14 protein-coding genes are annotated in these 19,666 nt (G+C 42.9%); 3 read left to right on the plus strand and 11 right to left on the minus strand.

Translation table 11 applies throughout. The features are described 5' to 3' along the window. The first annotated feature begins 501 nt into the window (after positions 1–501). From ACFS7Z_RS11170 to ACFS7Z_RS11180, 3 genes are all read left to right on the plus strand, one after another. Positions 502–1,257: a glycosyltransferase family A protein gene (locus ACFS7Z_RS11170; protein WP_377484462.1), complete on the plus strand. Its 756-nt coding sequence runs from the start codon at positions 502–504 to the stop codon at positions 1,255–1,257. A 465-nt stretch (positions 1,258–1,722) separates the two neighbouring features. Next, positions 1,723–3,393 carry a hypothetical protein gene (locus ACFS7Z_RS11175; protein WP_377484464.1) on the plus strand — a complete coding sequence of 557 codons (1,671 nt, stop codon included), beginning with the start codon at positions 1,723–1,725 and terminating at the stop codon, positions 3,391–3,393. Between the two features lie 216 nt (positions 3,394–3,609). Next, positions 3,610–5,058, plus strand: coding sequence for a phytoene desaturase family protein (locus tag ACFS7Z_RS11180; RefSeq protein ID WP_377484467.1), 1,449 nt, complete (start codon positions 3,610–3,612; stop codon positions 5,056–5,058). Between the two features lie 142 nt (positions 5,059–5,200). On the opposite strand, the gene ACFS7Z_RS11185 is transcribed toward ACFS7Z_RS11180, so the two are convergent. From ACFS7Z_RS11185 to ACFS7Z_RS11235, 11 genes are all read right to left on the minus strand, one after another. Further along, a complete protein-coding gene (locus ACFS7Z_RS11185) occupies positions 5,201–6,196 on the minus strand; it encodes a hypothetical protein (protein ID WP_377484470.1) in 996 nt (331 codons plus the stop codon). A gap of 68 nt (positions 6,197–6,264) precedes the next feature. Then, complete coding sequence (locus ACFS7Z_RS11190; RefSeq protein ID WP_377484472.1) at positions 6,265–7,797, minus strand: lipopolysaccharide biosynthesis protein; 1,533 nt, start codon at positions 7,795–7,797, stop codon at positions 6,265–6,267. A gap of 254 nt (positions 7,798–8,051) precedes the next feature. Then, on the minus strand, positions 8,052–9,260 hold the full coding sequence (locus ACFS7Z_RS11195; protein ID WP_377484475.1) for a glycosyltransferase: 1,209 nt from the start codon (positions 9,258–9,260) through the stop codon (positions 8,052–8,054). 122 nt (positions 9,261–9,382) lie between these two features. Further along, on the minus strand, positions 9,383–10,243 hold the full coding sequence (locus ACFS7Z_RS11200) for a glycosyltransferase family 2 protein (protein WP_377484478.1): 861 nt from the start codon (positions 10,241–10,243) through the stop codon (positions 9,383–9,385). 89 nt (positions 10,244–10,332) lie between these two features. Further along, positions 10,333–11,520 carry a glycosyltransferase family 2 protein gene (locus tag ACFS7Z_RS11205; protein ID WP_377484481.1) on the minus strand — a complete coding sequence of 396 codons (1,188 nt, stop codon included), beginning with the start codon at positions 11,518–11,520 and terminating at the stop codon, positions 10,333–10,335. 165 nt (positions 11,521–11,685) lie between these two features. Then, a complete protein-coding gene (locus ACFS7Z_RS11210) occupies positions 11,686–12,909 on the minus strand; it encodes a glycosyltransferase (RefSeq protein ID WP_377484484.1) in 1,224 nt (407 codons plus the stop codon). A gap of 64 nt (positions 12,910–12,973) precedes the next feature. Then, on the minus strand, positions 12,974–13,873 hold the full coding sequence (locus ACFS7Z_RS11215; protein WP_377484487.1) for a glycosyltransferase family 2 protein: 900 nt from the start codon (positions 13,871–13,873) through the stop codon (positions 12,974–12,976). Further along, the gene (locus tag ACFS7Z_RS11220) at positions 13,866–15,335 is read right to left on the minus strand and encodes an O-antigen ligase family protein (protein WP_377484490.1); all 1,470 of its coding nucleotides are present in this window, start codon (positions 15,333–15,335) and stop codon (positions 13,866–13,868) included. Before ACFS7Z_RS11220 ends, ACFS7Z_RS11215 begins: the two co-directional genes overlap by 8 nt. Before the next feature lie 211 nt (positions 15,336–15,546). Beyond that, positions 15,547–17,733, minus strand: a complete 2,187-nt coding sequence (locus ACFS7Z_RS11225) for a GumC family protein (RefSeq protein ID WP_377484493.1) — start codon at positions 17,731–17,733, stop codon at positions 15,547–15,549. Beyond that, positions 17,730–18,491, minus strand: coding sequence for a TolC family protein (locus ACFS7Z_RS11230; RefSeq protein WP_377484496.1), 762 nt, complete (start codon positions 18,489–18,491; stop codon positions 17,730–17,732). Before ACFS7Z_RS11230 ends, ACFS7Z_RS11225 begins: the two co-directional genes overlap by 4 nt. Next, positions 18,491–19,660 (minus strand): sugar transferase, encoded by a 1,170-nt coding sequence (locus tag ACFS7Z_RS11235; RefSeq protein ID WP_377484499.1) that lies wholly within the window; start codon positions 19,658–19,660, stop codon positions 18,491–18,493. The genes ACFS7Z_RS11230 and ACFS7Z_RS11235 overlap by 1 nt, the downstream gene beginning before the upstream one ends. Between the last annotated feature and the right edge of the window lie 6 nt (positions 19,661–19,666).

The following is a 19,666-nucleotide window of genomic DNA, read 5'->3' on the forward strand; positions in this document are numbered from 1 at the left end:
AAGGTGTGTCTATGCCACAATAGGGCATCTACAAGTGGAGTTCTTCTGTATTGTTACCATCGGTGATGTTAATGAAGCGTTTGGATGGTTTGTACAAGTGAATTAACACCTGCTACACTTATTGTAAATCATAAGATATATCCCTTGGCTTAGGTTACGAATTGAATAATGGGAATTTTTCGAAATATTATTCAGAAGGTGTAGGTCCTGTTAAACATATAACACCCAGTCCACTTAATGTGTTTTTTTAGCTTCAGGTATTTATCATGAGAGCTTCACTTTCCAGGGTACAAGTTCAGAACTTCCGTTTCTTTCACTCAATATCTTATTTTTATAATGGATAAGTTGTCATCAATATTCAGAAAACTTTTACCACAAAGGCTGGAAAGGGAAATCAGAAACTTCAGGGATATAAACCTCAGGAAGTATAATGATACCCCACTGCCAAAAGAGATATATAAGCAAGACCACTATTATACTATATCGTTTTGCTCCACCTGTATGAACAGGCTTTTTCACCTGAAGCATACAATAGAAAAAAACATCTTAGACAATAGTAGCTATCCTAACCTAGAATTTGTTCTGATTGACTACAATTCGCAGGATGACCTGGAAGGGTATGTGAAGAAAAACCTTGAAAAGTATATCCACAAAGGAATTCTAAATTATTATAAGACAACCGAGCCACAAAAGTTCCACATGTCTAAAGCTAAAAACCTGTCCCATGCTTTAGCAAAAGGAGATATAGTCTGTAATGTAGACGGCGATAACTTTACAGGGAAAGACTTTGCCTTCTATATTAACTATTTGTTTAACAAGCACGGCAAAGATATCATCTATAGGTTTCATAAACCTCCATTCTGGGGAACTTCAGGACGTATAGCTCTCTTTAAGGATAATTTTATGCAGTTAGGTGGCTATGATGAAGAATTCCTGCCTGCTGGTCATGATGATATAGATTTAGTGAACAGGGGCTTGAAAATTGGATTGAATTATAAGCAGGAGCAGTTGGAAAACTTTCAGCGCTACCTGAGTAATACTACTCTGGAAAAGTCGGTTAACTGTACAGACGAGTTGAATGACTACTACAAACTGGAAAGTGCCAACAGAGCCAGGTCTGATGAGAATGTTAAGCACGGGAAGCTCTTTGCAAACGCTGCTGGTATGGAAAACTTTGTCGTTTTCAAGAACTTTAACAAAGAGCCTTTGAACTCAAGAGACCTGATATCAGATTTGCAAACCCCTCATGTGGTGTAGTAGCAAAAAAACATGCAAGTAACTTCATCTAAAGTGCGCAAGTGAACTTAAAATGATTTTTAGTCTTAGAGGCTTTCATCCAGTTTAGGGTTTATTTAATATAAATAAGTAAATAAACCCCGTATTGAATCGCACAGCCATTGGTGTGCCATGTCGATAACTTCAACCAGGGTTACGCTTGACTAACAACTTCTATAATTTATAGCACCGTCAACAATACCAAAAGAACCTTTGGTATTGTCTTTTAGAAGGTGTCCCGCAAAATTACTAAACCTTTAACTTTTCTTGTAAACACCAGTGAATGTAAAACGACTGGTTAAAATCTGCCTCAGCCAAGGTTTTCATATATTTTTACTAGGTCCAATCTTATAATCAAAAATCACACTAAGTTTAAAGTCAAAACCAATATGATGCAGCGTAAGACCCTGTAACCATCATTCGTAGGAATTAATCTTTAAAAGAAATATGTCAGATTTTTTAAATGCGACATTCCGTAGAGCCCCAAAAGTAAGTGTTTGCCCGGCTGCAGGCCATGTACAAGCACAGTGGAAGACTTTCGTGTGGATTTTACTGGGAGTCGGAATCTTTTTCAGGCTCTTCCATTTTCTGGACAATAGATCATTGTGGGGTGACGAGATTTTTCTGGCTACCAGTATCGTTAAGGTGAATTTTGTAGAACTGGCGAACCCGATGCTGGCTTACGAGCAGAAGGCGCCGCTTGGCTACCTGTGGGTGTCCCGGCTGATGGTAGTACTCTTCGGAACAAGTGAGATGGCACTAAGGTTGTTTCCGTTGATTTGCAGCATAGCCTCCCTTTTTCTTTTCCTACCGGTGGCGCGGTATTTCCTTAAACCTGTAGGGGTATTGGTAGCGATGGGTGTGTTGGCAACAGCACCTCCTTTGATTTACCATGCTGTAGAAGCAAAACAATATAGCACAGAATTGCTTGCTACTGTGATAGCCTTGTTACTTTATACTCGCTTTCAAAATAAAATGGACTTTCTTTCCCTTTTATTGTGGGGGCTGGGTGGAGCTGTGCTACTGTGGTTCTCCTTCTCCTCTATCTTTATACTGGCAGGTATGGCGTTCGGTGTCAGCCTTCACTATGTATTAAAAAAAGAGTGGCGGCATCTTTTTCGCTCCATTCTCCCTTTCTCGATTTGGCTTGTCAGCTTTGCTGTTTCTTATGTGTTGTTTATCCATGAACATGGGGACTCGGAGTGGTTACTGCATTTCTTTAGAATTCGTGACAGTTTCATGCCCTTTCCTCCATTCTCAATAGCTGGATTGCAGTGGTTCATAAAGAAAGCATTTTCTATCCTTCATTATCCGCTCGGCTTATCGTGGCTCGACCTATCGCCATCTACAAATGCGGTAGTACGGGTGCTGGCCAGAATGTCATTGTTGCCTTTGGCAGTACTGGCTGTCGGCTTTGTTGCCTTCTATAGGAAGGACAGGAAACAGTTTATGGTGCTGGTCTTCCCAGTTCTGCTGGTGCTGATTGCCTCTGGCCTGGAGCTCTACCCGTTTATGGACCGCCTTGTTGTGTTCCTGGCTCCTGTGCTGGTACTGTTTCTGGCGCTGAGCTGCGAGAAGCTGTCAAATGTTTTTTTAAAGATACCTAGGGGTAGCCTTATCCTGCCAGCGCTGCTTCTGCTGGGCCCCATAGCCAATGCTACCCATCAGGTTGTAGACAGAGATGCTTTCGGGGACTACAAGAAGTCGTACCAGAGAGAAACCCTTTCTTATATTGATGACAGGTATAAGGAAGGAGACGCGGTATACATCTACTGGAATGACCTTGTGGGGTACCGTTACTACAAAGAAACACAAGGCTTTAAATTTGAAGCCATTGAAGGGAAAGACTATCGGTTTGTGGCGAAAGACAAAGCAGACTACTACAGCAAATTAAGTGCAGACTTCAGAAAACTAAGCGGAAACAGCCGTGTCTGGTTCATCTACAGCAACAGGGCCTGGTCAAACATTGGTGACTTTGATGGGCAGCCAGCCTGGTACTATGCAGAGGATAACCCCAGGGAAACTCTTCTGGAAACATTTTCTGCTTTGGGAAAAGAAATTGACTCCTATAAAACAGCAGAGGTGAACGTACATTTATTTGAAATAAAGGAAAAATAAACTCTTTTCAGGCTCCTAAAGAAGCTATATTTAAAAGCCCGAAACAGAAATGAGAATTCTTTGCCTGCTTCGGATGTACAGACTTGCAAGTGAAAGAAAGGATTATTGTTTTCCAGCTATAGCTTCACAACACTTTACAAACTTGGTGTTATCTTTCAGTTACCGTTTACATTGAGGCACCTACCTTTTTAGCACCACCTTTACACTGAATTCAGATTGGATAGAAGAGACTTTGATGCTGTTGTTGTAGGTTCCGGTCCTAATGGTCTGGCTGCTGCCATCACCATGCAGGAAGCCGGCCTTTCTGTTTTGCTGTTGGAAGCGAAAGATACTATAGGTGGCGGGTTACGCTCTGCCGAGCTGACTTTGCCAGGATTTGTTCATGATATCTGTTCGGCCATTCATCCGCTTGCAGCAGAGTCTCCCTATTTTAAAACACTTCCCTTAGAAGCACATGGTCTTGAGTTCATATACCCACCCATGGCCGCTGCGCATCCTTTTGAAAACGGAACAGCAGCTGTATTAAGTAAATCAATAGAGGAAACGGCCAATAAGCTCGGTAAAGATGAAAGGTCCTACCTGAAGCTGATTAAGCCTTTGGTAAGGGACTGGCCTTACATAGCGAAGGCAGCTTTGGGCCCGTTACGGGTACCAAGCCATCCGATAGCCATGGGACAGTTTGGTATAAATGCGCTTCAATCAGCTGTTCTTCTTGCAAACCTCCGTTTCAAAACAACTGAAGCGCGTGGACTATGGGCAGGTATGGCCGCCCATTCCATACAGCCGCTCACAAATACTGCTACATCAGCCATAGGACTGGTGCTGATGGCCATGGGGCATATCAAAGGGTGGCCAATGCCCAAGGGCGGTTCTCAGGGAATAGCAAATGCGCTGACTTCTTATTTTGTATCGCTAGGAGGGAAGTTTGAAACAAACGTTGAGGTACACTCCCTGAAACAGCTTCCCTCTTCTCATGCCGTGCTTTTTGATGTTACACCTAAACAACTGCTGGAGATTGCAGGGCATACATTTTCGGCCCTCTACAAGTGGCAGCTGGAAAGGTACAGGTATGGTATGGGCGTGTTCAAGGTTGATTGGGCACTCGGTGGGCCCATACCTTTCAAAGCAGGTGAATGCAGCCATGCAGGCACTATTCATCTGGGTAACACACTGGAAGAAATCACTGCATCAGAGCACAAGACCTCAAGAGGAAAACACCCGGAGAAGCCATTTGTCTTACTGGCGCAACAAAGCTTATTTGACCCAACAAGGGCACCAGAAGGTAAGCACACGGCATGGGCTTACTGCCATGTTCCGAACGGTTCTAAGGTAGACATGACGAATGCGATAGAAAAGCAGGTAGAGCGTTTTGCACCTGGTTTCAGGGATCGTATTCTGGCAAAGCATGTGATGAATACATCTGAAATGGAAGCTTACAACGCAAATTATATTGGTGGAGACATCAATGGAGGCATCATCGACATCGGTCAGCTTTTTACCAGGCCGGCCTTGCGGCTTTCACCTTACAGAACCTCGGCTAAAGGTTTGTACATCTGTTCTTCCTCCACACCACCCGGAGGTGGGGTCCATGGCATGTGTGGGTATCATGCAGCCCGGCGAGCACTAGCCGACGTATTCAAGCTACGTGCCAAGAGCCTTTCATAAAGAGCATCCAGTCACTCCTGCGCCTCTCAGACAGCAGCAGATTAGTTTTATTATGTCTCTCTTATAAAATTATCCAGGCGCTTCTAAGCCCTCATTAAAGCCTGAAAAGTGAATGGATAGATAGCACCAGAATTTATGCTGACTAGTAGTATTCTTCTAAGTACCGGAAGATGTCACTTTTAGTTTTGGCATGATGAATTCTAGCACCGGAAAGTGAAGGGAATATGGTAGCATACTCATTGAAATACTGCTCAATACCCTTTTTAGACAGTATGATATTGTTCCCTCCAAAGTAACTTGCTAATGCACCAGTTCCGCCATGCACCGAAATAAAGTGGCTGCAATTAGCATAAACCAGTAACTGAAGATGGTTAAAGTTGTTTACACTAGCGCTGTGCTGCTTGTATAAGTCACTTATGAGTATCACCTCAGGATGGTTTTCTCGAAGCCACTCATATTCATGCAACTCCAGGATCTCACTGTTATCCTGAACAATATGCCGTGATAAGGGGCGGTTGTATACAATCTGGTACTTATCCTTGTATTTTGTAATTATTTCATCGAGTGTCTCTATGTCAAAGAAATTCACCGGAAGTTCATCCCACTCAATATTATATTTGTTGGCTATCACTAACGTGGGTTTATCATACCGGAAAGTATCGTTATGATAATGCTCCTTTAAAGGTACTCTGGCCCATTTAGTGTAACTGTATGAAATGCTGTGCGTCATGTTAGGCACCTCATAGCTACCGTAGTTGGATACAGCATCTCTTTCTGAGTATCTTTCCTCGTGGTTATTGCTAAAGAAGTACAGCTCTTTAGTGTCTTTGCACGAAATTGTCTTTTTTAAGGTACCATTTAAATGGTGCCAGTATGCGAAGGGCAGGATGAACGTCAGCTCTTGTTGAAACTCACCGTAATATTGAATTGTTTTATACTCTTTCTTAAAAATATAGTCAGCTATCAGGTACTTTGTCTGAAGTAACCTACTATAGTAATTATCCCTTATAAAATAACGGTAGTCCTTTTTGATTGAGGGATACTTCAGAAGAGTAAACAATGACAAAAAATTTAAAAAAAGGCCCTGCATGCTTTTTGTCAGATGAAGACTTCTCTTATTTTGTTGTTTTGTTTTCAACGCTTTATAGTTAGCCCCGCTTCTTTTGTAGATAGTCTGTTGAAGCATTGTATAGGATGGAACAGAAGTTAATTTATCTTCTTTAGCAGTACATGTCTTATCTCAAAAACCTGCATTACCCTTTCTCTGCTTGCTTTACAAACAAACCAGAGCATAAGATAAAGCAAAGCGCCAACCGAGAAGCCGGTAATACTGAGTATAATATCATTCAGGTAAATGAAGTAGCCTCTGTAAATATACATGGCAATTCCACAAATAATAGAAAAAATAGCAGGGAAAGTTATTTCTTTTAGAAATAAAGCTACAGGAACCGGGGATCCATGCAAAGAATAAAACAGTGCAGGGAAGAAAAGGAGATAAGTTACGGCTACATAAGCCTTTGCTACGCCATCAACACCCCATTGTACACCTATGAGGAAAGCACTAACAACTAAAACAGCGTTTATACAACCCCAAATGAAGTATCGCTTTGTATCCCCGGTTGTTATCATCACCAACCCGATTGTTCCCAACGTTGGCTGAATGAAAGCGGCGATTGCCAGGATTCGGAAAATTGAACTGGCTTCTATCCATTGCTCTCCTAATACAATCAGGATAAGTTCTTCTGAAAAAACGGCCATGAAGCTGACAGCAGGCATCGAGAAGAAGGCAAGTATAAACAAGAACCTCTTGTAATAATTCCTGTATTTTCCTCTGTCATTTTGTAAAGTACTCAGCGCCGGAAGCGCAACACTGTTTAAGGGGTTCCTTAATTGGGTAATCGGAAGTAATAGTAACTGGTAAGCCTTTGTATATAAACCTAACGCTACGGAGCCTATGTATTTGCCAATAAGCACGTTGTCCATATTTCTGGAGAAGTAGTTAATCAAATCGAAGCCAGTTATGCCTGCCCCAAATTGAATAAATGAACGCACATTCCGTGTATCGAACGCAAAACTAGGCCTCCAGTCGCAGATAAACCACAAAGCCACTGTATTGAAAGTAGGAAAGAGGATAGTGATGGACACTATAGCCCAGTAGCCAAAGCCAAGCCATGCTAAAAGAATCCCACACAATACACTAAGAAAGGCATTAACTGTATTCATCAGCGCCAAACTCTCAAATTTCATTTGCCGCTTCATAAGTGCATTGTGTTGCAGAGAAAGGCTGGAAACAAAAATGCCGACAGAGAAGACCAGTGTAATATTGAAAAGCCGTTCTTCGTTATAGAAACTCACTAGGAGCGGAGCAAGTAAGGCAACTATGATAGCTATGCCCAGGCTAATAAATAAATTGATCCAGAATACCGCACTTACCTGTTGCTGATTTATCTGTTCCTTTTGAATGACAGCAGAAGAAAGTCCCAGGTCATTGAAGATGGTAACAAAACCAGTCACAGCAGTAACCATGGCTACAAGGCCATAGTCCTGCGGAGTAAGAAGCCGTGCCAGCAAAATAGTAGACACAATATTTATGGCAAAGGAAACTACTTGCCCAGCGATGGTACTGAACCCACCTTTTACAGATCGGGACTTCAGGTCGGTATGCAGATGTTTAGTCTCAAACCACCGATCTTTATTTTCTTCTAGTACAGTTTCTTCTTTAAGGGGAGTAAGATTCATGTTTTGTGTAAATGTAATCTTTTAAATCAGTGTCAGCATGCTTGGCATCGACAGCGGAAACGCCCAGGACTGTACATCAATGCTTTACTTTTTGCTGAAGCCGAAGTTGGTTTGCTTGTGCTCCTGTTTAACAACCCTTACACTAATCACAGGCCATCCCAGGCGGAGAGCTGCTGATAGAATGACTGCGAAACTGGAAGGTAATTATGCGTTATCCTCCGAAGGTAGTAATACAGGTTACAATTTAGAACAGTTTAATATTCAGCTATACTGGCTTCCTGCTGCTTTATACTTTTAATAGACTTGAGTAGGGCAGAGGCCACATTTGCCCAGGTAAAATTGGCCGCGAAATTCCTCCTTTCCTGCATCAAAGAAGTATTGTTCTCCTGAAGCGCCTTATCTATTTGGCCGAGAAAGCCAATAGTACTATCAGCGAGATAGGTATGGCCCCAAAAGATACTTTCCATGGTAGGCGTAACAGTGGCCACTACTGGCTTCCCCATTGCCAGGTACTCTACAATTTTTAAAGGAAAGTTGCCACTGGTAATTTCATTTAATATTTGAGGATTGATGCAAACATCAAAATGCTTTATATAAGCAGGTACATCGTTGGTGTGTTTTTTACCTAAGAAATAGACATTCTTTAATTTATGTAACCTGCTATCTTCAAACTCTTTATCCTCCCATCCAATCAGGACAAAACTCAGGTCCGGCCTAGCCTCAGCCATAGAAATCATCAGTTCTAAATCTAAACGCAAAGTGATAAGTGCACCTACATAGCCTACAATAGGTCCAGGAATGGCTTTTAAATCATCAGGTACAGGAAAATCTTCTTTAAATTTATATTGATCAATGTTGAAACCATTGCCGATGTAAAAACTATTCTTATTATACAGTTTTGCCCTTTCAGTAAAATCCAACGAATTACAAACAACAGCATCTGCTTTACGCATTAATTGGGGCTCTAGCGTAACTCCATGCTTTTTCCAGTAATCCATCCCAATGGTATAGTCACGGTCAAGGTAGATGTATTTGTCAGGCTTGAGTATCTCTTTAAGGTAGAAACTCCTGAAAATATCTTTGTCGTTTATTAGAATGAAGTTGTCAAATCCGAGTGTTGTTATGGCTTCCTTTATATCCTTAGCAAAACGTTTGTTGTTAAACCAGTTGAGCGCCGAAAAGACAGTTGTAGATGGAATCCAATTAATAGATTCAATAACATGAAGCGGATTTAAGACCCAAAGGTTTTCATGCACTTGCGTCAAAGGTTCTTCATTCTTCTTGAGGGATGTAATATGAGCCTTTGTAAATTCATCTGTGTCAGCTGATAAAATTGTTTTCCTGTCGATCGGGGAGTTCACGTAAAGTACCTTATGCTCTTTTGCCAGCTCTTTTGCCAGGCTTGTTGAGGTAGAGTCCCTATCCGTGTTGATGCGTTGCAGACTGACAAATACAAAATTCATTGATTAATTTAACAAGTATTGTAAATAAAATTAAGCTTGCTTCAGATCCATTACTAGTTTCAACATGCTTCAGCATCTGATGCCACTTTTACCTGGCAATTGTTCTGAAGCTGGCTTTGGCATTAGTCGTTGAGTGATGTTTTGGTATCATGCGGTGGAAGCGGCTTAAATAAGTCGTTGATCCGCTTCAATTCGATCATAATTCTTCTGCGTAAAGCATTTCCTAAACTACCGTCCCGCTGCAGCGTGCGAGTACCTGTCCACGCCCGGGCACGGTTTGATCGAACCTGCTTTACTTTTCCAAACTGCATCAGGTCGTAACATAACCTGCCATCATCACCTCTGGTATTATGCATTATATACCCAACTCTTAAGGCGTATTCTTTTACGAAGCCCATACTGATGCCGTAGGCATTCAAAAAAGGTCGTTTAAAGTGCCTTACTTCTGCAATGATATCTTTTAGTTTTTCTAAAAAAAAGAGCTTCCAGCGCGGAAAACCGGGTTCCGGTATAAACGAATACCTTCCGTATACGCAAACTACTTCCGGAAGCTGCAAAACTTTCATCATTTCATCTACCCAGCAGGCAGGGTAAAAGCAATCTGCATCGGCCAGTAAGATGTATTTCCCTTTAGCGTTCTCAATGCCTAATTGCCTTGAAGGTCCGCATCCCTGGATTTTCTGGAATAAATTTTTAACCTGCAATTTATCCAGTACCAGCTGTGTATTATCTGTTGAATTGTTATTCACGACAATAATCTCGAAAGGTATGGAGGTTACTGTCATAGATAAACTGGAGAGGCAGTGCAGGAGGTTAACTTCTTCGTTCCATGCGGCGATCAAAATCGTCACAGCTGGCTCTGAGCTCTGGACCCTTTTCAGGTTCTGGCTGATAGTTTCAAATACTGATGATGGTATTTCCTCAAACTTCTTATAAGGATATTGGAACTGGTTTATCCAAGAAGGCATGTTGAAGATGTGCATGTTTCTACTTTATGTGGATGAATGTATCTGAAATTTATCTCTGTTTATGAAGCAGTTTACTGACTAAGGAAAACAAAGCTTCTTTACGTTCAGCTTAATGAGGATAAGGAACGTGCCCGCTCAGCCTTTTCCCAGGCTGCGGGTTGGGTGCGACGAATAAATCTGAAAAAACCTGCAAATACAGCTATATTCATCATTGAAAAGTAGAGGGGAACAACAAAAAGCTTAAGCTTTTTACCTCTGGACTCCGCACTCCAGCCTATCCATGCCATTAGGTAAAAAAGAATCTGGAGGGTGAAAACGAGAGTATAGATGCCTCCCTGCAGAAATGCCAGAACGGCAGACAAGGGTATCAACAAGGCAAGCAAAGCAGGAGTAAGGCTCCAGCGCAAAACCCGGTGCGAAAGATACAGAAAGGTAACGACAGGCTGGCGGAACGGATTAAGCAAAGAAGTCAGGCGTGACATGGACTGCCACCCACCAGCACAAATGCGTATTTTCCTTTTCATTTCCTCTGCCATAGACGCCGAAGGTGCTTCCATGGCGTATGCATCAGGCTCATACACCACTTTATAGCCTTTGTCTACTATGCGTAAAGACTGTATAAAATCATCGAGGATTGTATCTGCTTCAAGCGGCTGAAAGAGGTCTGACTTGAAAGAGACCAACTCCCCAGCTGCACCCATCAAGCTATGAATTTTAGAATCGCAACGCTTTAGAAAGGACTCATATTTCCAGTAGAGTCCCTCGCCTGATCCGGATAAGGAATCTTCAGAGAGAATCTTTTTTTCGCCTGATACGGCACCAACCTGTGGGTCCTGGTAGTGCTTTACCATTTCGCGCACCGCGTTCCTGTTAAGGAAGGTATTGCAATCAGTAAAAATCACGTAAGGCGTATTTACATATTGCATTGCCCGGTTCTCTGCCAATGACTTTCCTCCTCTTTCCGGGGAGTGCAGGTGAGTAACCTGGGGGAAAGCAGACAAAACAGCTTCTGAGTTATCTGTGGAACCGTCTGTTATAAAAACGATCTGAAGCTTATTTGCCGGATAATCTAAGGCTAAGCAATCTTCAATTTTATTTTTAAGAATGTCTCCTTCGTTATAGGCTGGCACAACCAGCGTTACCTCCGGTTCAAAATCTGCCGCGTAAAGGTTCTTGTTATAACTGAAAAGGCTTTTTGTCTTTGCCCATATCCATACTATAATTCCATAGCCAATATAGGTGTACAGAACAACAGCCAGGGCGAACCAGAATATGATTTTTAGTATCAGCATAATGCAATAAGGGTTAAAGTCGTTACTGACAGGTTATCTTTCAGTACGTATGTTAGAGCTTGTATTATTGGCTATTTTGCCTTTTTGGCTGTTTTTAAGCCACTGATAAAGCCAATGATGAGGCAAACCAGGGCAGGTAGTGCTATAATGTCGAAAGGCATAGGTTTAATGTTTTATGGTTTGTTTATCTGTATTAGAAGGGATGGCCTTCGCTTTATGTGGGGTAGGCAAAAAGGAAGACTTCGTTGTGTTTATTCTTAGTAAAGCCGCACACATACAGAACAAAGCGTAAGGCAACCGTATCATGGCAAAGAGCAGGTGCCTGTTATAAAGTTTTCGTGGTAAAGCCAAGAACATGGCAATGCAGAAGCCTACCAGGAGCCCTGCCCAGAAAAGTGTAGAAGGAGCATAGGGTATGGCAAATGATAATAAGAAGAAGAAGCCAAGAATACCGGCAAGAAACGTTCGCGGCAGCACTATAGATTGAAGTACTTTATCAAAATACTCAATGTTTTTGTGCCTGAAGAAATGCAGCATGCCATCAACGGCATATTTCTGCACGAATTCAACCTGCGTTGCAATCCACCTTGTTCTCTGCTTTGTGAAAACCTGTGCATTTTCAATCTTCTCGTCGTACACGTACACTTTATCGAGGTAGCAGATTTTTACCTCGTCTTTTGAAATGCGAATATCTATTTCCTTGTCTTCTCCTACCGTTTCACCTATGCCCACCAGAAGTTTCTTGAAGTAACGGTATTCAAAGGCCATACCTGAGCCAATGAGGGAGGAGGACATGCCAATGGCAAAATGCCCTTTCCTGAATATGTGGTTGTTGATTTCCTCGTTGCAGGCATCCAGCAGAGCAAAGGCGGAATCCATGTTCTTTGCTGTACGGTGAGCCTGTACTACTTTATAGCCTGCTGCAAAGGCATTGTTTACCTCTTCCAGAAAGTTGGCACCCATCAGGTTGTCAACGTCAAGCACCACGGCAACATCATATTCATTCTCGGGGAGCGAATCCAGGGCCCATGCCAATGCTTTGCCTTTGGTGCTTTTATCAAAAAACACTTCTACCACCTTGGAGCCTTGCTGCTTTAGTTTATGAATGGTGGCAGGCATTAACCCGTCAGCTATAACCACAACATCAAATTCACCCTGGTAAGTATGTGACAAAGCAGCCTGGCTAGTTTCCAGTATTACATTATCTTCCCGGTAAGCAGGTATCAGCACACAGAATTTACGATAGCCCTTCGTGCTCTCCTGAGGGTTTATGCGCTTGATCTTCTTGTGGCCAGCAACAGAAAAAAATAAAAGGTAGATGCAATTGAAGAGCAGGTAGGCGCTTATGAGGTATAAGAGTGATTGAATGAGTAGGTTTAGCAGGAGCATTAGTGGTTCTTTTTAGTTCTTTTACCAGCTTTAGGCTAGTTGAAATGTACTCTACGAATAATATCTAATTTGGTGATATTCTATTCTGGTTCTGTAGATTCCACCATAAACCACGGCCTAAAGCCAGCAGGTGTTTCCATTCCCGGCGGAAGGAGTGGCCAATTGCCTTTTTAGGTATGGCAGCCATCAGGAAGATAGTCGTACTTGTAAGAAAAGCCCAACCTTTTACATTCCTTCTGATAAAAAGCAAACGGTTTCTATTCATATAGTATGTTTTAAGAACAGAGAATTTCCCTACAGAGACTGATTCTTTATGGTAGATAGTGGCGTCAGCTACATAATGGCACGTGTAGCCTGCCCTCTTTATCATCTCGCACCAATCCAACTCTTCATAGTAGAGGAAATACAGCTCAGGCATAACGCCTACCTGATCTATTACCTTTTTTGGCACCATCATGGCTGCCCCGTCTGCCAAAGCTGTCTGTCTGGAGACACTGTACTGGCCATTGTCTTTCTCGTGGCTTCCGATCCCTTTACTGCGGCCAGTCCAGGGGTTTATACCCGATGAACCTGCATACTGAATAAGCTTATCAGTGCCGTAATAAATTATTTTAGGCGATGCGACGCCAGCCTGAGGGTTGCTTTCAAATAATTCAACCAGTGGCTCCAGAAAGCCCGGATCCACCTCCGTGTCATTGTTCAGGAAAAGCAAGTACTTTCCTTTGGCCTGCTGTATGCCAAGATTATTGCCCCCTGCATACCCCAGGTTAGAAGAAGACCTTAGCAGCTTTACAGTGGGATAGCGTTCTTCTATAATGGCAGGGTCATCAGTAGGAGAGGCATTGTCCACCACGATAATCTCTATGTTCGGGTAAGTGGCCTGGCACAGCGATTCCAGCATCTCACAGGTGACACTGGCCTGGTTATAGTTGACGGATATAATGGATACTAAAGGGCTATGCATAAGATTTTGCTAATACTGCTTCTTTTTTGTTGCTGTCTATATCGTTGTCTAACTTAGGTCCGAGGAAAACAAAGCACCAGGAAATGTAAATGATCATAGCCGATGGCATGGCATTCATCACTTCATTGCCATAACTGCAAAACAGAATTCCAGCAAAGCCTGAAGTAAGGGCTAATAATTTTATCCTAAGGCGTTTGTCCCTAATCATCCAGACAATTCCACAGCACTTGCCCAGTATATACATCATGATGCCAAACCAGATAATAAAGCCAACAATGCCATACATCGCCCAAACTTTAACCCAGTAGCTGTCGGGTGGGATAGAAGCCAGATATTTGTCTGAATTGTATTTTACTCCCCAGAAACCGATTACACCCAAGCCGCCCCCAAACGGCCTTGTGTCAAGATACTCTGCAAGCCTTTCCTGGTTATAGAGCCTGACTCCCAAAGAAGCATCTTCAGGATTCAGTGCAGAACGCAGCCTTTGTACATGGTAGTTTCCGCTACCAACAGAAGTAAACTTTAACAGGAAAATTAAGCTGAAAGCAATAGCTGAACCTAGAAAGATAATTTTGAAGTTCTTGCCAAGGAAAATAGCCACAGCTATTCCTACCACTAAAGCATACAAGGCGCCTCTTGTCCCGGAGATGAGCATGCCGTAAAATAAAAGTACAGCAGTTATAAGAAGAAGAACCCGCTTCCATAGCTTAAATGGGCCTAAAGCCAGTAGTAGAGCTGTCAAACCCATGTGGGCCTGGGAGGCTCCAAAGTTACCAGCATCGCTATAGAAAGAGAACACCCGCAACTTGCCAAACAGTATGTGTGTCTTTTGAGACGGACCGTTCAGAAACGCTTGTTCCCCAGGCCATGGTCCTATATACAACTGCTTTATACCGTTAAGGGCACCAAGGATAGATAAGCCAAGGATGATGTAAAGAAAAAGATTAAGGTCTTTATTTTTGTTGAAGATAACCAGAGCTAAAGGCACAACTAAAAGCCAGTACAAGCTTGTACTTCTTATTTCCTGCAGCCACCCCATGATACTTGCATCAGCCGGATTGAATACCTCTATCAGGTTTATGAAAAACCAGAACAGGGTCAGAAACATGAGGTCGTTCTTCAGGTTGTCCCAGTTAAACCTTTTAGAGGAGTTCGTGATTACGGTTATCCAGGTACCCAATAGCAGCGCTTCACCTATTGTTCCGTAAGGTATGTTGCCACCAACCTCTCTTGTGAAAATATGGATAGTGAAACAGAAAACTATAAAGGCAAGAAAGCCATACTTTGGTTCATAGAACACAGAAACTGTAAAGGGAATAGCAAAGGCTAACATCACCAATAGGGCAGGCACTGCTAAACCTAAACTGGCGCTCAGCCAGCCTATGGCAACAGCAGTCAGTATACCTAAGAGTAGTAAGGTATACTTTGGTTTTGCTGCAGAATTGTCAATAAATTGACTCATAGTGTATGTTAATGAGTTATTTGTGTGCAGGTGGGAGTTGTGCTTTGATATATACCAGCCTGTTTATTGAACAGGCCGGTATACATCTTAAAGTTTTGAACTGAATAAATTTAGAAACGCTTTCTGACTTTGTACTAAACTAGGCTTTGAGTTTAAACCATGCCTGCTCCAGTACGTTGCTATAGCATTTTATCGGACCTGAAAAATTCTTTTAGGAATTTAGTACTGCAGGTTCTTTTTTCCATTCATCCACCTGTTTTGGTGCTTCATACTCGTGTGCTTCTGCCAGATTAACTGGCTTAACCCGCCCACCCAGGAAGTCTTCCAGGTATTCTGAATAAACCCCATTCAGAACAATTTCTATAGGAGCCTTGGTAATACGCTGAATGTTGTCAAAAAGAATTTTATCAGCCTGCTCCCAGGTTCTGTCTGCTTTCACAGTCACCAGTATCATATCAAGGTACTGTAACAACGATACAGGGTACGTTTCCTCGAGTAAGGCTGGGAACTCCACGATGACTACAGCATGATTGAATACACGGTTACCGGCCAAATCAGCCACTGTAACATTGGAGCTTACACCTTTCAGAGGTGAGTAGAAGGCGGTTGAACTGCCATAGTATACACCCTGGTGCTCCAGGCTATCAGGAAGCAGGTGTAAGGTATTCAAACCCATTATGCTCAGCTTTTTGGTAAGGGAGTTACTGATGATGCTTTTCCCTTCACCACTGTGGCTGCTTACTACACCTATCACGAAAGGCCCCTGGGAATCTCTCTTTTGCTGTATCTTTAGCAGTAGCTGTCTTACAAGCTGGTTCTCAGCCTGGTCTACTATAGCAGTATCCTTGCTCTTTGCATTTATAGTAGGAAGAACACCCATTATAGGAAAGTTGGTTACTTTGGCCGCGTGCTCAGGCTTACGCATTGTGTTATCTATCATGTCTGCTGTAAACACGCCAGCTCCTGTAAGCAGCAATGAGCCAAAGAATCCAAACAACACTAAAAGCACAAGACTTGTACTGGAAGAACTGATAGGGTAGTAAGGTGGGTCAATCACCCTTAACTGGGAAGAAAGCTCGATGTTCTGTTGGCTCAGTTTGCTCTTCTTCAACCCATCCAGTTGTGCCATGTATTCCTGCTCCGCTACCTGTACCTCTCTTCTGATTTTCCTGATTTCGGCACCTAGAGGCACTAACTTCTCATACTCGCCACCCAGATTTTCTTTTTGATTGCGCAGTATGTCAAGCTGGCTTTTTAGTTCCTCCACCAAAACAGTGTTTCTCACATAGTCATCCAAAAGAGAAGCAATTGGGGCACCTTGCAGCGAATGTGTGTTAGCGTAATAGTTATCTACCGATGCTTTGATTTTATCAGATACTTCAGCAGACTCTCTTTTCAGGCGTGCTATCCGCTCGTTGTTCTCGCTCTTGTTAGCCATCTCAAGCTCCAGAATCTGGTTGTTTAGTCCGGAAAGCCTGGAGCGGAGACTCATGATTTCCTGGCTTTTCAGGTTAGCTGCCCCACGTTTCTTCATAGATTCCTCTACAGATTTCAAAGCAGAGAAAGCACCAGCATATTGCATTTCAAGAGTGCTCAGCTTGTCCAGAACCTGCGTTTTATCTGAAGCGGTGGTAGCTATCTGCTGGTCATAGTCAATGATGTTATTTGACTTGTTGAACTCATACAGCTTTTGTTCAGCTTCCTGCAGCTTGTCATAAGCGTTTTGCGTTGCCTCATCAAAATACACCATCACATCCTGATTCTGCCCGGAGAAGAGCTCTTTGTTCTTCCGTGTGAACACATCAGTCAGGATCTGTAGCGTTTGGTAACAAACGCCTGGATCGTTGGTAACATACTCCACCTGAACAAGATCACTGGTACCAATGCGGTGTGGGAGAACTTTAGCCAGCGCTGATAGTGAATAAGCCGGATCATCAGAATTGATCAGCTTATAGATGACGTTCTTACTGTCGCTTCTGTAGAGCGTAACTAGGTTCTCTGTCGTCTCTTCTATAGTAGCACCAGTTAAAGTAGCCTTCAAGGAGTCACTGAACAGTTCGTTAAGCCGCTCATAGGTATCTTCATTCATAATGGCTGAGCTTCTTTCTTTCATCATTAAATGAGAAGCCAGCAAACGCAGAATTACTTCTTTTTTTGTGTCTCTTGATGTGATGAGCGTGATAAGGTTTTCATAGGCACCCTCAGAGACCCTTCGTGAAGACTCATCCCCGGTTACTCTGTAACCAGAGGCTATTCCCGTATAAATTACTGTATTGGAAGTATATTCTTTACCTTGGGTTAAGTTAAAGAAGAAAACGGAGACTGCAGTAACTAAGGGTATTGCTACTAGATAAAGCCAGTTACGGCGCATCAGGTTTTTAAATTCTCTAAGTGTCATTTGCCGGATATTAAAGTGTTGATAGTCATTCCTATTCTTTCTTCTAGTAAGAGCAGGTTCGTCATGTATGTGTTTTTTGCTTCCTCCAGTGATAAACTTGAGGCATTATAGAAGGCCATTGCCTGAATCTGCTCAGCTACCTGTATTTCGCCTTCCCTGAACCTCTTGTCAGAGATTTCCTTGTTTACAGTCGCAGACTGGAATGCGTCCTGGTAGTTCTGAAGCACTTCCCTTGACAGTTTTAGCTGCTGATAAAGGAGAATTATTTCTTTCCGTATTTCCATTCCAACTTTCTTACGGTCTGCTTCAGCTCTTTTCAGCATCATCTGTCGCTTATTAATTTCATTTCCCCTGTTCAAAACATTCACCAGGGAGAGACTCATGCTAAGGCCCAAGTTCCAGTTAGACCTGACAGGCTGGGAAAAGGGATTCAGGAGGCTTGGTTGAGAGTCGCCGCTAGAGCCCCAGTTAAACCATGTGCCGTAGGAATAGCCAGAGTTCAAACCGATACCGGATAGAATCTGCCTTTTGCCAAGCACGATTTCTTCCTGGGCAATTTGCTTGGCTGCTTCCGCATTCTCTATTTCTGCAGAGTACTGGATGGCAGCATCATATAGAAGAGGGAGGGCGTAATCTGGTGAAGCAAAAAACTTTTCCAGCTGGCTCATAGTCTGCTCCGTCTGCTGCTGTGGTCTGACCTGTCCGACCACCAGAAGCACTTGCAGACTAAATAGGAGGGTAAAGATTGAGTTTTTCATTAAACGTTTTCTTTTTGAAATAATGCAGGTACTGTTTTAAGTATAATCTGTAAGTCTTTTCCCAGTGAGCAGGTCTGTGCATACTCGATATCCAGCGCTTTGCGCTCATCTTCAGACATGTCGCTTTTGCCGCGTTTGCTAACCTGCCAGAGGCCCGTAATACCTGCCGGAGCAATAAACCTGGCAGCAAATTGGTCTGTTGTTATTTTTTCAGCTTCATAGAGGGGGAGAGGGCGGTTGCCGACAATAGACATATCGCCCCGGAGTACGTTGTACAACTGCGGTAGCTCATCTATGCTTGTGTTGCGTATAAAAGTACCTATACGTGTTACGCGTGGGTCATTTGCTATTTTGATGAAGGCAGAACCGTCCTGTAGCTTCCTTGCGTACTGAAACTCCTTTTCGCAGATCATCTGTCCTTTCTTGTCTACAAGTTGGTTCTGGCAACCTGTACCGGCGGCAGCGCAGGTTTCACACAAAGTGGAGCGCAAGGTATAGGTAGTGCCTGAAGAGGATTGATACTGATTCAGCTCTTTTATTGAGTTCAGCAACTGGTCCGCATTCTGGCGCATCGAACGGAATTTCCAAAACTTGAAAATCCGGTAGCCTGTACCCACACGATAGGAGTAGTAAAACACAGGCCCTTTAGATTCGAGCTTAATAAGCAGGGCTACTATAAGAAACAGAGGCGACAGGCACAGCAAGGCCAAAGAGGCAACTACAATGTCAAAAATCCGCTTCCCTACATGCGTGCGGTATACGGGCGCAGTTCTTTTAGATTCTGAATCAGGTTTTTCAACCTGTAAAGAAAAGAAGCGCAAACGGGTGAGCAGCTTTTCCCTTAAGCTAGACCGTTCAAAAATATCTGAAACACCACCTTTCAATAAAACAGTCTGCAACGAGGGGCTTACTTTATAACCGGTAACCCAGAAAACAGGCTTTTGCACTTCCATGTCTTTCCTGATTACCCTTACTAAATTAAGGCCAAGTTGCGAAGCGGGGTTAACTGAGCTGAATATAATAGCATCGAAAGGTTCTCCTTTCGATAGCCACGACAGGAGATGAGATGGATTGTCAAAGCTTTGAACCTCAAAATCATCCTCAAACTCCCTTCTAAAGCTGTTTGTATCATCAGCGTCAGTTGAAAGATAAAGTACCTTTTTACTCATGGCTAA

Origin of the sequence: Pontibacter toksunensis, assembly GCF_042686245.1 — a bacterium.
In the GTDB taxonomy this organism is placed as follows: Bacteria; Bacteroidota; Bacteroidia; order Cytophagales; family Hymenobacteraceae; genus Pontibacter; species Pontibacter toksunensis.